Here is a 14,327-nt window from a genome sequence, read left to right as displayed (position 1 = left end):
AAATCGTTTTATTCATGTTGTTCTTCTGATATTTTCCTGTGTCAGATTAATGTCAATAAAAGTTGAGATGCTTAGCTTGTTAAATGTAAATAAAATGTTTGTTGTCGTTTTTTCTTTACTGATGATGGCTTCTTCTTTTGTATCTTATGCTGATGAAGTAATAGATGTGCCTATGGATTTGTCTGCGTGGAATTATAAAGAGGAACGAGCTGCTTGTAATTTAATCCATACGGAAGTTCCGCATGGGAAGTTTTATTTCCGCTCTGAACGAAATCACCAGATTACATTTGACTTCAAGTCTTCCAATAAATCGGAGTCGTGGAAATATGCAAGCCTTTCTACGTTGACTCCCCCTTGGATTGAACCAGAGCAAGTCACTTTAATGAGCCAGGGCTACGCGAGTTCGCCTACGCATTTTTCATTTCGTTCAAATATAGACAAATTATTGAAATCTATTGAAGAAGGTAAGTGGCTCAAACTTTCGTTGAAAGATAGCTCGGGCTCTCAATCAGTAGATTTGATATTACCGTCGATTCGTGTTCAACAAGCGATCTCTGAGTTTCTTGAATGTAAGAAGAAGCTTCCTTCAATCACTTACGCTGAAGCAAAAGACACCTATGTGTATTACGCAAGTGGTCAAAAAACGCTGAGTACAGACCAGCTTCTAATTTTAAATAATCTTGTAAGTTACATCCGATGGGATGATCAAATCTCACAAGTATTAATTGATGGCCACACCGATAGTACTGGTTCAAGGCTGATGAATATTAACGTTTCTAAGCAGCGTGCTGAAGAAGTGGCACAATATTTGGATAAACTAGGAATAGGTAAAGATAAAATGCAGATTCGAGCACATGGTTCCCGATATCCGATGACTAGTAATGACACAGAGCAAGGACGCTCAAAAAATCGCCGCGTAGTGATTCGTATCGTTAAAAATGACGAAAGTGTTGTTCAAGCTTCTCCTCCAGCACCAATTAATCAGTGAAGGTCAAGTAATGTCTAGATTAGATATCTTATTAGTAGAGCCTAATGAACTGTTAGCTCAATCTGTCATTGAAGTTTTGACGATAGCTGGTTATCAGGTGCGCCATGAACGCACAGGTCGTAGTGCTCTGTTGCAGAGCCCAGCAGCGATTACAATTGTAAGTTCAAACTTGAGTGATATTTCTGTACACGATTGGGTCGCTTGTCACCAAAAGCAGGTTGGTTCCGGTGTGGCTATTGCGATAGTCGAGCAAGACCAAGGCATTATCGCTGCAGAAACAATGAAAGCTGGCGCAACAGATTATTTATTACGTCCTTTTGAATCGAGCCAGCTATTAAATTTGATTCGTCGTGTGGAAGCTCTTGAAAAGCCTATGGCTAACATCGTTGCGGAATCATGGCGTAGTAAACAAGTTCTGCAATTGGCTCACCGCGCAGCGTGTACTAGCGCTAGCGTGCTAATTACCGGTGAATCTGGAACGGGTAAAGAAGTTTTGGCTCGCTATGTTCACGAACAATCTCAACGCTCTAGCGGCCCATTTGTTGCTGTTAACTGTGCAGCAATTCCGGAGTCGATGTTAGAAGCTGTGTTATTTGGTCATGTCAAAGGAGCTTTTACCGGAGCGTTAGCTTCTCAAAGCGGTAAATTTGAAGAAGCGAATGGTGGCACGATTTTGCTAGATGAAATCGGTGAAATGTCACCAGCCGTTCAAGCGAAGCTACTGCGTGTTCTTCAGGAACGTGAAGTGGAACGAGTGGGAAGCCATAAAGCGATCAAACTGGATATCCGAGTGATTGCCGCGACCAATAAAGATCTTCGTGAAGAAGTGCAGAAAGGTCAGTTTCGTGAAGACCTGTACTACCGTTTGGATGTGTTGCCATTGCATTGGCCACCATTACGTGAACGTAAAGAAGATATCCTGCCAATCAGTCAGTTCTTTATTAAAAAATACCAAGAAACGAGTTCTTGCTTTCTTTCTCAGGACGCAAAAATTGCACTAAGTCAGTATGACTGGCCAGGCAATATTCGTGAACTTGAAAACGTTATGCAACGAGCATTAGTCATGCGTCACGGTGACTATATTACTGCTCAAGATTTGATGCTTCCAATTGACGTTAATTCTGTTAGCCAGCAAATGGTACCGGATACTTCATTTGGTCATGTAGAAGCAAAAAAGCAGGCTGAATATCAATACATCTTAGATAAATTGCGTCAGTTTGGCGGTAACAGAACCAAAACAGCAAATGCTCTGGGCGTATCAACCCGAGCATTACGTTATAAGTTAGCAGCGATGAGAGATCAGGGTATCGATCTCCAGACAGTATTGGGCTCGGCGGCCTAAAGGAGAATAAACATGGCAGATCTACCGATTGGAAATGCAATGTCAGCAGAGCAAATGTTGCTTGCGAAAATGGATGCAATGCGAGTACAGGCCACGCCAGAGTTTGTAATTAGTGCTAACCCTGTCGATTTTCAACCTGTTAACGAGCCAATGTCGTTTTCGACAGCAATGACAGATGTACTTAACAAGGTTAATGAACATCAGGCAATTGCGAGCAACAAAATGACCGCAGTAGAAACGGGTCAAAGTGATGACTTAGTTGGAGCTATGATTGCTAGCCAGAAAGCCAGCCTATCATTTAATGCTTTATTGCAAGTGCGTAATAAAGTGGTTGGTTCATTTGAAGATATTATGAAGATGCCGGTATAAAACATGTCTGAACTTCAAACGCAAACGGCTGGTGCACTGAGTATCAGTTCTAACCAAGCAAACATCTCTTCAGCTAAAGGGATGAATGATTTTGGCAGTAAATTGAAAAAAATCTGGTCGAGTAGCCAACGCAACTTAGTATTGTCGGCAGTACTGGCTGCTATTGTTGCTGCGCTTATTGTGGTTGCACTTTGGAGTGCATCTCAGAGTTTCCGCCCTTTATACGGTCATAATGAACAATTCGATGTAGGTGAAGTGGTATCTATATTGGAAGCGGAAGGAATTAACTACCGATTACAGGAACAGAATGGTCAGGTGCTTGTTTCTGAAGACGAAGTCGCAAGGTCGCGTATGCTGCTCGCGGCTAAAGGTATTAAAGCTAAGCTTCCAATGGGCCTCGACTCATTAAAAGAAGATAGCTCATTGGGTACCAGCCAGTTTATGGAAACGGCACGTTACCGTCACGGGCTTGAAGGTGAGTTGGTCCGTACCATTATCGCGTTAAATGCCGTGGCTAATGCCCGGGTTCACCTAGCGATTCCTCGTCAGACGTTGTTCGTCCGTCAGCAGGGTGAAACTCCATCGGCGTCGGTAATGGTGGAATTGAAACCAGGTTCAGATTTGAAACCAGAACAAGTGGAAGCGATTGTCAATCTGGTGGTAGGTAGTGTTATCGGTCTGAAGCCGGAATCGGTATCTGTGATAGATCAGTATGGACGTTTGTTGAGTGCTGATGTGGGGTCGGCGGAAACTGGCAAAGTGAATGCTAGGTACCTTGAATATCAGCGCAATGTTGAGAAGCAAATTATCAAACGTGCGGCTGATATGCTTACGCCGATTGTTGGTTCGAGCAACTTCAGAGTTCAAGTTGCTGCTGATATGGATTTTAGTCGTGTAGAAGAAACACAGGAAATTCTTGATAATAACCCGATTGTAAGCAATGAGCACACAGTACAGAATAATTCTGTCGACCAGATAGCACTCGGTGTACCTGGTTCTCTTAGCAATCAGCCTCCTCTCACTGGTGAACTGCCAACTCAAGACAGCCAAAATACTAATGCCCGTTCTGAAATTAAACGTCAGTATGCCGTGGGCTCTAGCGTGCGTCGTACGCAGTATCAACAAGGTCAAATCAAAAAACTGAATGTTTCTGTATTACTGAATTCCGTGGTCGCTCCGGACGGAAGTGCGTGGACTGAACAGGAGAAAGCGGAACTTTCGGATATGATTATGGAAGCTGTTGGTATTAATGCTGAACGTGGCGATAGCTTCAGTCTGAAAAGCTTCAACTTCACTCCTATTGAAATTGAAGCGCCACCAGCAATTCCTTGGTGGCAGGACCCGACAATTCAACAACCCTTACGTTATGTAATCGGCGGTTTGTTAGGGTTAGTCATGATTTTGTTTGTATTAAGACCTTTGGTCATGCACTTGACTGGCGCTGATCGCCGTAAGTTGGACCTTGACGTTCCGTCACTACAGGATGAACCAACGTATGAAGACGTACAGACTAAGGCAGATCGTGAATACGAGGAAAAACTAAATCGCAGACTAGCAGAAAAAGGTATTGCTACATCTAATGGTTTAGAAGTGAGTAGTGAAATGCTACCACCTCCGGGATCGCCTTTAGAAATCCAATTGAAACATTTGCAGCTTATTGCCAATGAAGAGCCGCAGCGTGTTGCAGAGATACTGAAACAGTGGGTAAACGTGAATGAACACAGCACAATCAACGCAGAATCAAGATCTTAACTACGTAGAGCAAACAGCTTTAGTGCTGTTGGGTATGGGTGAAGACGCCGCAGCGAAAGTGCTACGTCATTTCAGCCGCGACGAAACTCAGCGCGTCACACGCGCTATGGCTAAGCTCAGTGGTATAAAAAGTGATAAAGCCAAAAATGTTATTCAAAAGTTTTTTGATGATTTCCGTCAGCACAGTGGTATCCGTGGAGCATCGAAAGATTACTTGTCTAATACGTTGCGTAAGGCATTGGGTAACGATTTGGCGAAAGGGTTATTGAATGACCTCTACGGTGATGAAATACGTAATAGTATGCAGCGTTTACAGTGGGTCGATGCTGAAATCCTTGCGCGTTTCATCGCTGAGGAACACCCACAGATGCAGGCGATTTTTCTCGCCTATTTACCGCCAGAGAGTTCCTCTGCGGTACTAAAGAGTTTACCGCAGGACTATCATGATGAACTGCTATTCCGAATTGCAAGGATTCAGGATATTGATCATAGAGTTGCAGGCGATTTGAATGAGCTGATTGAGCGTTGCATCGAACAAATATCTGTGACACAAAGTGCGCCGTTGTCAGGTGTTAAACAAGTTGCTGATATCATTAACCGTTTTGATGGAGACAGAGCCTCATTGATGGAAATGCTTAAACTGCATGATGAAGATGTGGTAAGTGAAATTGAACAGAATATGTTTGATTTCATGGTGTTAGGACGCCAAAGCGAAGACACAATGGATCGTCTTGTTCAACAAGTACCTATTGATTTGTGGGCGGCTGCACTTAAAGGTGCAGAAATTACACTGCAACAATCGATTAAACGTTCTATGCCTCAGCGTATGGTTAAATCTCTCGAAGATGACATGCAGGTTCGCGGCGCGATTCCTCGTAGTCGTGTAGACAGTGCCCGTCAGGAAATTATGCAAATCGTTCGTGAACTGAATGATGCAGGTGAAATTGATCTGCAGCTCTATCAGGAACCAACGGTGGAGTAAGGCATGAAGAAAGAAAAGATCATGCGTCTTCCCGCAGATAGTTATCGGATACACCGTTTTCCTCCGCTTGCTCAGCCACTAATAGTGAATGATGAATTTGCTTTAGATGAAGACCGATTAGGTTCGCAAGCGGATGTGCAGCGGCAGCTAGAAACTGGTTTCCAACAAGGTTTACAGCAAGGTTTCGATGAAGGTCTACGTCAGGGAATAGAGCAGGGTAAACAACAGGGTATAGTTGAAGGTCAGAAAGAAGGCTTTCAGAAAGGCTTTCTTTCCGGCGAACAGTCAGGTAAACAGCGGTTTACCGATGCTATTAAACCAGTTAATGAAATATTCCAGTCTCTCTCACAATGGCAAATGGAACAAGAGCAACAACAACGCCACATTATTTGTGAATTGGTGCAGAAAGTTGCTCAGCAAGTGATCAGAGCTGAACTGACACTTATGCCTCAACAGATCCTTGCACTAGTTAATGAAACGTTGAATGCGATGCCTGGAAAAGCGGAAAGTGTTGTTGTCCATTTGAATCCACAAGATTTAGAACGCATTACACAGATTAATTCAGATCTGCCTGATAATTGGAAACTGGTCGCTGATAAGGATCTGCCCGTAGGTGGATGCCACTTAGTAACTGATGAAGCAGAGGCCGATGCAAGTTGTGATTCTCGTTTGCAGTCATGTATGGATAACGTAAAGCAACATATGCTTGAAGAAGGGTTGCCAGAGAAAGAGAGTAACTATGAGTAATGTTCGTACTCATAGTTTCTTGTCGGAACGTTTGAGTGATGCGATCGCTTCTTTAGATGCTGTGCCTGTCGCTCGAGTCACAGGAAGGTTGGTAAAAGTTAACGGATTGATGCTTCAGGCAGTAGGTTGTCGCTTTAAACTGGATCAACGGTGCATGGTCGAAACCGCTGAAGGAAGCATGATTGAAGCTCAGGTTGTGGGTTTTGATCATAATATCGCTTATTTAATGCCGATTCGCCGTCTCGGTGGATTGTTTGCTGGCGCAAAAGTCGTACCACTAGAAGGTGACAGCACTGTTCAAATGAGCAGTCAGTGGCTAGGCCGTGTAGTCAATGGGCTTGGAGAGGTTTTGGATGGTGGTCCTGAACTGCGCGGAGGCGAACGCATTTCGCTTGAACCCAATCCGATTAACCCCCTCAAACGCAGACCCGTTGATACTCCGTTAGATGTCGGTGTCAGGACGATTAATGGGCTTTTGACCGTTGGTAAGGGACAGCGTATTGGTTTAATGGCCGGTAGTGGCGTTGGTAAAAGTGTCTTGATGGGAATGATATCTCAGAACACGGAAGCTGATGTTATTGTCGTTGGTCTGATCGGTGAACGAGGTCGAGAAGTTCGTGAATTTATCGAACGAAATCTTACGCAAGAGGCGCGTAAAAAGGCGATTATTATCGCAGCTCCTGCTGATGAGTCCCCTTTAATGAGATTACGTGCAACACTGTTGTGCCATCGCGTTGCTGAGTATTTTCGTGACAAAGGCAAAGATGTGTTGCTAATGATGGATTCTTTAACCCGTTATGCGATGGCGCAGCGGGAAATTTCGCTTTCTTTAGGCGAACCACCGGCTTCTCGAGGTTACCCACCTTCCGTTTTTAGTGTGCTACCTCAGTTGCTAGAGCGTGCGGGTAACAGTGAAAATCCGGATGGCAGTTTAACAGCAATCTATACGGTATTAGCTGAAGGTGATGATCAGCAGGACCCGGTTGTCGATTCCGCTAGGGCTATTCTTGATGGTCACGTGGTACTTTCCCGTCAGCTTGCAGAGCAAGGACATTACCCAGCTATTGATGTTAACGCCTCAATAAGTCGCTGTATGTCGGCATGTACGCAAGAGGCTCATCACCTGATATCTAATCAGTTTCGTCAACTCTATTTTAACTATTTGCAGGTCAAAGAACTGTTGCCACTTGGGGGATATCATCCCGGTCAGGACCCAGATTTGGATCGGGCCGTTGCAATGTACCCACGTTTGAAAGCTTATCTTCAGCAATCTGCAAAAGAATCAGTTAACTATCAAGATAGTTTGACGCAGCTAGCGCAATTGTTCCAAGGACAATGAGTTTCATAGAGCAGGACATATTCAGGAGCCGATTATGAAGGACAAGATACGAGCTGTTGGTAAGTTGCAGCAAGTTGAAGAAAAGAATCGAGATCGCATTGGACAGCAATTGGATACGATGCGTCAAAAACATCAATATTTGAAAAGTCAGCTTGAACAATTAGCCAACCTGAAGTCAACCACGGGTGACTCAACCTTTGGAGCAATAAAGCTCAACAGTGCATTGTTGATGAACTTTAACCGAGTTGATCTACTGCTGCAAAAATTGTTACGCCACCATGAACAAGAGCAGGCCGTGATGGAAGCTCAATGTAACTCAGTCCAGGAAGTGCTGCAAAGCAAACATGCGCGCGTTAAAGGTTTAGAGCAGGTATTAGAACGCTGGAATAGAAAACAGCAATACGAAAAAGCTCGCAAAGAACAAAAGAATATCGAAGATATTCTTAATTCCCGCTATCGCCAGAAAGCTTTGTGAATCTGGTCAACTCCTTTTTGTTTCCTTACTATTATCCGTTGTGATTCTCTATGAAGTACTTTGACAAGTACTTCATATGTTTTGTTCGTGGGATGTTTGTGAAGTTCCTATACTAATCTGGAAAAGGCATTGTTCATACCATTCTGGATAATTTCCTGATCGGTGAACATGCGTCGATAAGCAAACCCTCCGAGCTATGGATGGCTCGGCGGAGCTTCAGGGACGTATGAATGCGCGTTTGCGTTTGACGCCTATTCGCTGTTCTACCGATGCTCAGTTTGAGCACATTTTTATCTAGGATGGTATCAGTGATTGGGCTTTGATGAGCAAACTTTTCAAGCCAAGGGAGACTCGGCAGAGTTTCATGGACGAATTGATACATCTTCGCACTCGATGCCTGTTCTCGGCATCTAATCACATTTGCACTTAGAATGGTTCTATAGCTGAATTAATGGCGGCAGAGGCTGCAAATTGATAATGGGCTGAGTCGTCACTTGATTGTTCGAACTAAAAAGCATCAACGGACGGAATGAGTGTTGATTTATCGATGGTACGTTAATTAAGTTCACTAGTGCATAAAAACGGTGAACATATTGAATGGTTTCTTGAGGTAAACGTAGCTTATGAAATTCACGGCTTCCCGCTCGTGCTATCGCCCGCTCAACGCGTCCTTCACCTGCATTGTAAGCAGCAAGAGTCAATGTTAGGTTGCCATCAAATTTGTTATAGAGGAATTTGATATAGCTCAGTGCTGCTTTAGTACTGGCAGCAACATTAAGTCGTTGATCGTTTGGGGAAGTTGTCAAACCAAAACGCTCAGCTGTAGCCGGCATGAGTTGCCATAATCCCCGCGCCCCTGCATGAGATATGGCTTCAGCATTATAAGACGATTCAAGCATTGGCAGTAAAACCAATTGGTTAGGTAAGGAGTTTTGCTTGAGTTGATTTAATATGAAGTCGGTAATTGGTTGATGGGCTTTTATGCGTAAATCAATCTGCTTTTTATAAGGTGTTAGCAGGGCTTCCTGACTCGCGACCTCTTTGCTAAAGGTCTGAGCCAGACAAGCGGGCGTACCAAGTAGTAGCACAATACTGACAATAACCCCATATAATATTGGACATATAAGGCACTGTGTAACTTTAAACGGGTAGATCATAATACTTCAGTGATGCGTTCTTCGTATGTTAGTGAAGAGTGAGTCAAGTCGCTCAGAAGCTCATGAAAAGCTGCAGAACTTTGACCGTTTTCCTGATTTAATTTTTTACACTGTTCTACCAATTGATTCAGCGAGTGCCACTGTTTGGTATATTTAGGTCTAACGCTCTCAGGTAACGCATTAAACAAACGCAAAGCCGAATGTGAGCCATTGGATAACCCCAGGCTTTTTAGGCATTTTGTTCGTTGCGAAGCATTTTTATTTAATCGGTTAAGTAAAGGCACCTGTTGTTGTATATTTTTTGCCAGTTCGTCACCTTTAAATTCAATATACAATAACTTCTGTTCGGTGATTAATGTATGAAGCAAGCTATAGAGCTTCAAGTCTTCACTAATGGTCGCCATGAAATCTTGGATATATTGTCCACGGTTAGTCGCCATGAGTCGCTCCTAGTTACCTGTTACTCGTGTCCAGTGTGGAACTGCATCATCGCTTGTGATAATGCTTTACTGTCCAAATCCAGCTCACCGCGGGCTAATGCAGCTCGAACTTGGGCAACCTTTTCCATATCGATGTCTGGTAGTGAAGCCATATCTGATTGAGCCTTTTCCAGTGCAGCGGTATTTGCATTCATTGCAGGTTCGCTGATTTTCGTTGGTTGGCTAAGCTCTGCAGGCTTTTTGGCATTCTGTAATGTTGATTGAGGGACATGTGCGCCCGATACTTTATCGATTTTCATGGTTCAGCTCTTAGGTCAAATTGCTTTGTTACTATTAGTAGGCGACAGGGGACAATTCATTATTAAATTAAAAAATGTTTTTTTTGATCAAAACTGGGTGTTTACCTGATTTAGCCCTGTTACCACGGCATGGATAACGGTTTGCGATGAACTATTACGTACTTCGATTTGATCTCCTAATCCGCCATCCTGTAAGGCGACACCTTGGGTTGATGCATTAACACCATTTTTCGATGCGACGATGATGACTTGGTTACCTTTCATCACTAGGGGGGGGCTGTTGAGTAGCATGGGGTCTAGAATTTGTCCGACTCGCATGCGTCGCGTCGCGTCTTTTCCTGTTGCATCAGAAATTCGAGTGAAAAAATCATCCTGATGTGTCAGGGTGCGAGTCTCTATTTTTAGCATAGATGCATCAATAGTTTGACCTCGTGATAACGGTGTCTGTAGCACAACAACCGGAAGTGTTAACGAGGCTTTTACTGTTACGTTAATACTCCAACTTATGCTTCCGTCATCACAAGTCAGCGAGCGTTTTAAGTTACCGACTGGGATTGACTGGTTATCTTGACCGGAAATAATCAAAGGTGAGTGACATTCTTTAAGGTGGTTTGCTGAACTAGGCACCCATACTTGCCAATCGGTTTGGTATTCCGCCCACTTTCTTTGCTCTGCTAATCCAACTATTTCCTGTTTAAGCTGGCTTTCCACTAGCTGTTGAATCTTTTGTTCCGTCATGTTGGCTGCTTGAGTCTCCGTACTCAGCAAGAGCAACACGAACATCATTATCATCCAAAATGGAACAGAGGAAAAAATTACTTCCTCTTCGCTATGGTTTGTTTCCGATATGCGGAAGTTCCGCTTCCTTTCCATGTAATAACTCATTGATAAATATTGATTAAATTTATGGCACACATCTTGTTATATCTACAGAAAGTATAAGCCAACCTGTAAGGACAATGCATGGCTATTTCATTTGAAACTGCGTTAGGCGTACATCCCGAGGCACTTAATTTTCGCGTTGAGCGTACCAAAGTTCTCGCAGGTAACCTAGCGAATGTTGACACTCCGGGATATCTGGCTAAGGACCTGAGTTTTACAACAGTTATCGATTCAGTCGGCAAATTGGGTGTTGATCCTGCGGTTCCTTCTTTACAGGTGGAGACTCAATATTCGATTCCTTATCAGAACAGTAAGAACGGTAACACGGTTGAACTTGGGGTTGAGCAAGGAAAATTTGCTCAGAACAACATGGATTTTCAAACAAGCCTGACTTTTCTCAATATGAAATTTCAAGGTTTAGCGAAAGCGATAGAAGGACGTTAATCATGTCATTTACTGATATCTATGCCATTGCAGGTTCTGCAATGAATGCACAGACCGTTCGCCTTAACACGGTAGCGAGCAATTTGGCGAATGCGGATGCAGTATCTGCAAATCCCAATGACGCCTATAAAGCTTTAAAGCCGGTGTTTGCAACGGTTTATAACAAAAGTCAACTGACCGCTAGCGACAATGCTTATCCAAGTGCGGAAGTTCGTATTGTTGATGTTGTTCAGAATCAGGGGCAGGCAGAAAAGCGATTTGAGCCAAGTAGCCCACTGGCAGATGCTGACGGTTATGTTTACTACCCAGATATTGATGTTGTTGCTGAGATGGCTGACATGATGTCCGCGACGCGCAGTTTTGAAACCAACGTTGAAGTACTGACTAACGTTAAGAGTATGCAACAGGGATTACTTAGATTAGGACAGGGTAACTAATGACAATTGCACAATATACAGCTCTCTCCGGAGATACCACTGGAAGTGCTACAACAACTACCTCAGTTAGTGCCAACACACTGGACGCTAACAGCGCTACATCACTTGAGAATGAATTCATTAGCCTGATGGTAGCTCAGATTCAGAACCAGGATCCATTGAACCCAATGGATGGTACGGAATATGTAGGTCAACTAGCCCAGTTTTCTCAAGTACAAAGTATGGAAAACATGTCTACCGTTATGCAGAACAACACTGTGCTGTTAGACAACATGCAGGTGCTTTCTACCGCAGGTTTGGTTGGGCAGACGGTTTACATATCGAGTAATGAGTTCGAGCTAGATAGCGACCCACAGAATGGGAAAGTTGAACTGGATTATGCATCCAGCCAAGTCAACTTACTTATCACTGATCAATATGGCGAAACAACGAAAGTACCTCTTGGCGCACACGCTGCTGGAGAGGTTGCGTTCTCTATTGATCCTGAAAAGTTAGGGCTTAACGAAGGTACATACAGTATTACTGTTCAGGTACAAGACGGCCAACCAACTCCTAATGTATTGCTCGCTGGTGAAGTTGAACAGGTACGAATTCCAGCTAACGGCGGTTCTGCCATGGTCAATGTTGCAGGTGTAGGAAGTGTACCTTTTTATCAAATCACTCAATTTGGCGGCTAATGCCATATAAGGAAACTGAGGTTTATTATGAGTTTTAATATTGCTCTTAGCGGCTTGAATGCGACCAACACAGAATTAAGCACGATCAGCCATAATATTGCTAACGCATCAACATACGGATTCAAAGGTGCCAGAACTGAGTTTTCGGCTGTTTATAATGGATTGCAGCCTGGCGGTGTAGAAGTAGCTGCTACGTCTCAAGATTTTGATACCAATGGTTCAATCACTAATACCGGTCGTGCTATGGATCTGGCAATTAACGGCAGTGGCTTTTTCATCACCCAAGATTCTGCAGGACAGATTCAATACACCCGCTCTGGTGTTTTTAGTACAGATAAAAACAACAATATCGTGAGCAATACGGGGGCGGCTCTACAAGGTTACGGTGTGGATGCGAACAACACTCTAATGAGTGGTTCGGTTGGTGATATCAAAATTGTTACTTCTTCTCTTGCGGCTAAAGCAACAGATTCTCTGGAGTTTGTTTCTAACTTTAATGCGAGCGCTGATGCGATTGACCAAGTGGTATATCCATTTGATTCATCTGATCCAAATTCATTTAACTCTTCTTACACCTCAAAGGTTTATGACTCTTTAGGTAACAGCCATACGGTTACACAGTATTTTACTAAAACGGGTGACAACGCTTGGGAAATCAATGTTCAAGTGGACGGTAGTGCCACTCCAGTGACAACACAAGCGGTGACTTTTAATACCGACGGTACTCTGTTATCACCAACCGGGTCATTCAACGTCGCTTTCCCAGCAGCAGGCGCTGATGCTATGAGCATTGATATCAGCATGACAGGAAGCACTCAGTTTGGTGCCGATTTTAGTGTGAGTACAAATAACCCTAATGGTTATACCTCAGGTGAATTGAGTGGTGTACGTATTGAAGACAACGGCATGGTCTATGCGACCTATACCAATGGTGAGTCTCAACTACAAGGTCAAGTTGTTTTGGCAAATTTTGCTAACCCTCAAGGCTTGGTAAAAGTGAATGGTACCGCTTGGACTCAAAGCTATAGTTCAGGTTCGCCAATCAGAGGCGTTCCTGGTACCGGTACACTAGGTGATCTATCAGCAGGTGCGCTTGAAGGTTCAAACGTTGATTTGACCGGTGAGTTGGTTAGCTTGATGACGGCGCAACGCAACTATCAGGCGAATGCGAAAACTATCTCTACGGAAGATAAGCTGACACAGGCTCTGTTTAATGCAATTTAACGGGATCGGAAATGGATAGTTTGCTTTATACCGCTACTTCAGGGGCCAGTCGGGTTCTTAAAGCACAGCACGTACGTTCTAACAACTTATCTAACGCTGATACAGCCGGTTTCCGTGCTGATATGGAACGTGTTAGCAGTGTACCACTACTGGGTTCCGGTTTTGATGGCCGAACGTTGGTTGTGACCAACTCTGCTTCGACCCGTTTTGACAGTGGTGACATTGTAAAAACAGGGCGAGCACTCGATGTTGCGATTATGGGGGCAGGCTTTCTGGCCGTTCAGACTCCGGACGGTAGCGAAGCATATACGCGCGCAGGCAACATCTCCGTCGATACAACGGGTGCTTTGACTATCAATGGCTTCGCTGTTTTGGATGACAACGGCGCTCCAATTACGTTGCCGGAATATCAGCAAGTTGAAATCAGTGAGCGTGGTGTGATTTCCGTAACGCCTCCTGGTGGTGGTGCTGACATCATGGTCGGTACACTGAAGTTGGTCAATCCAGCTGATGGTCAGTTACAGAAAGAAAGCGACAGTTTATTACATACCGTTGACGGTGTAGCTCTGAATGCTGATGAAACAGTGCAGCTAAATTCAGAACATATCGAAGGTAGTAACGTTTCTGCGATTGATGAGTTACTGAGCGTTATGTCACTGACACGCAACTTTGAAATGCAAGTCCGAATGATGAAAACAGCAGAAACACTGGCTCAGGCTGGTAATAAGTTAGTTAGCGCTAAATAGAATATTGCGCAGTAAGGAGAACTTCTA

The 14,327-nt window shown here is 43.9% G+C and carries 17 protein-coding genes; 13 read left to right on the top strand and 4 right to left on the bottom strand.

What is annotated here, in order from left to right; all coding sequences use genetic code 11:
* Positions 1-94: 94 nt before the first annotated feature.
* Genes G5S32_RS15165 through fliJ form a run of 8 tightly spaced genes read left to right on the top strand, consistent with a single transcriptional unit; the run spans position 95 to position 7,994 of the window.
* The gene (locus G5S32_RS15165; RefSeq protein WP_246201156.1) at positions 95-988 is read left to right on the top strand and encodes a MotY family protein; all 894 of its coding nucleotides are present in this window, start codon (positions 95-97) and stop codon (positions 986-988) included.
* Positions 989-998: 10 nt separating this feature from the next.
* A complete protein-coding gene (locus G5S32_RS15160; RefSeq protein WP_165312877.1) occupies positions 999-2,330 on the top strand; it encodes a sigma-54-dependent transcriptional regulator in 1,332 nt (443 codons plus the stop codon).
* Positions 2,331-2,342: 12 nt separating this feature from the next.
* On the top strand, positions 2,343-2,699 hold the full coding sequence (gene fliE / locus G5S32_RS15155; protein ID WP_165312876.1) for a flagellar hook-basal body complex protein FliE: 357 nt from the start codon (positions 2,343-2,345) through the stop codon (positions 2,697-2,699).
* A 3-nt stretch (positions 2,700-2,702) separates the two neighbouring features.
* Positions 2,703-4,451: a flagellar basal-body MS-ring/collar protein FliF gene (gene fliF, locus G5S32_RS15150; RefSeq protein WP_165312875.1), complete on the top strand. Its 1,749-nt coding sequence runs from the start codon at positions 2,703-2,705 to the stop codon at positions 4,449-4,451.
* Positions 4,414-5,433, top strand: coding sequence for a flagellar motor switch protein FliG (locus G5S32_RS15145; protein ID WP_165312874.1), 1,020 nt, complete (start codon positions 4,414-4,416; stop codon positions 5,431-5,433). Before fliF ends, G5S32_RS15145 begins: the two co-directional genes overlap by 38 nt.
* A gap of 3 nt (positions 5,434-5,436) precedes the next feature.
* Positions 5,437-6,180, top strand: coding sequence for a flagellar assembly protein FliH (fliH, locus tag G5S32_RS15140; RefSeq protein WP_165312873.1), 744 nt, complete (start codon positions 5,437-5,439; stop codon positions 6,178-6,180).
* Positions 6,173-7,519 (top strand): flagellar protein export ATPase FliI, encoded by a 1,347-nt coding sequence (fliI, locus tag G5S32_RS15135; RefSeq protein WP_165312872.1) that lies wholly within the window; start codon positions 6,173-6,175, stop codon positions 7,517-7,519. The genes fliH and fliI overlap by 8 nt, the downstream gene beginning before the upstream one ends.
* Positions 7,520-7,553: 34 nt before the next feature.
* The gene (fliJ, locus tag G5S32_RS15130) at positions 7,554-7,994 is read left to right on the top strand and encodes a flagellar export protein FliJ (RefSeq protein WP_165312871.1); all 441 of its coding nucleotides are present in this window, start codon (positions 7,554-7,556) and stop codon (positions 7,992-7,994) included.
* A gap of 437 nt (positions 7,995-8,431) precedes the next feature.
* Here fliJ and G5S32_RS15125 read toward each other — a convergent pair whose 3' ends face one another.
* The 4 genes from G5S32_RS15125 to flgA all read right to left on the bottom strand — a co-directional run bounded on the left by G5S32_RS15125 (position 8,432) and on the right by flgA (position 10,682).
* Positions 8,432-9,082: a lytic transglycosylase domain-containing protein gene (locus tag G5S32_RS15125; RefSeq protein WP_246201154.1), complete on the bottom strand. Its 651-nt coding sequence runs from the start codon at positions 9,080-9,082 to the stop codon at positions 8,432-8,434.
* Between the two features lie 65 nt (positions 9,083-9,147).
* Positions 9,148-9,591 (bottom strand): flagellar export chaperone FlgN, encoded by a 444-nt coding sequence (gene flgN, locus G5S32_RS15120; protein ID WP_165312869.1) that lies wholly within the window; start codon positions 9,589-9,591, stop codon positions 9,148-9,150.
* A 20-nt stretch (positions 9,592-9,611) separates the two neighbouring features.
* Positions 9,612-9,890, bottom strand: coding sequence for a flagellar biosynthesis anti-sigma factor FlgM (gene flgM, locus G5S32_RS15115; RefSeq protein WP_165312868.1), 279 nt, complete (start codon positions 9,888-9,890; stop codon positions 9,612-9,614).
* Between the two features lie 87 nt (positions 9,891-9,977).
* The gene (gene flgA, locus G5S32_RS15110; RefSeq protein WP_165314164.1) at positions 9,978-10,682 is read right to left on the bottom strand and encodes a flagellar basal body P-ring formation chaperone FlgA; all 705 of its coding nucleotides are present in this window, start codon (positions 10,680-10,682) and stop codon (positions 9,978-9,980) included.
* Positions 10,683-10,853: 171 nt separating this feature from the next.
* Between flgA and flgB the strand changes: the two genes are divergently transcribed.
* Genes flgB through flgF form a run of 5 tightly spaced genes read left to right on the top strand, consistent with a single transcriptional unit; the run spans position 10,854 to position 14,300 of the window.
* A complete protein-coding gene (gene flgB, locus G5S32_RS15105) occupies positions 10,854-11,216 on the top strand; it encodes a flagellar basal body rod protein FlgB (protein ID WP_165312867.1) in 363 nt (120 codons plus the stop codon).
* Between the two features lie 2 nt (positions 11,217-11,218).
* Positions 11,219-11,653: a flagellar basal body rod protein FlgC gene (gene flgC / locus G5S32_RS15100; protein WP_165312866.1), complete on the top strand. Its 435-nt coding sequence runs from the start codon at positions 11,219-11,221 to the stop codon at positions 11,651-11,653.
* A complete protein-coding gene (gene flgD, locus G5S32_RS15095; RefSeq protein WP_165312865.1) occupies positions 11,653-12,330 on the top strand; it encodes a flagellar hook assembly protein FlgD in 678 nt (225 codons plus the stop codon). The genes flgC and flgD overlap by 1 nt, the downstream gene beginning before the upstream one ends.
* Positions 12,331-12,357: 27 nt before the next feature.
* Positions 12,358-13,554, top strand: a complete 1,197-nt coding sequence (flgE, locus tag G5S32_RS15090) for a flagellar hook protein FlgE (protein ID WP_165312864.1) — start codon at positions 12,358-12,360, stop codon at positions 13,552-13,554.
* Between the two features lie 11 nt (positions 13,555-13,565).
* Complete coding sequence (flgF, locus tag G5S32_RS15085) at positions 13,566-14,300, top strand: flagellar basal-body rod protein FlgF (RefSeq protein WP_165312863.1); 735 nt, start codon at positions 13,566-13,568, stop codon at positions 14,298-14,300.
* Positions 14,301-14,327: the final 27 nt, after the last annotated feature.

The organism is Vibrio ziniensis (assembly GCF_011064285.1).
Lineage (GTDB): Bacteria > Pseudomonadota > Gammaproteobacteria > Enterobacterales > Vibrionaceae > Vibrio > Vibrio ziniensis.
This window is presented reverse-complemented; position numbering and strand designations above follow the sequence as displayed.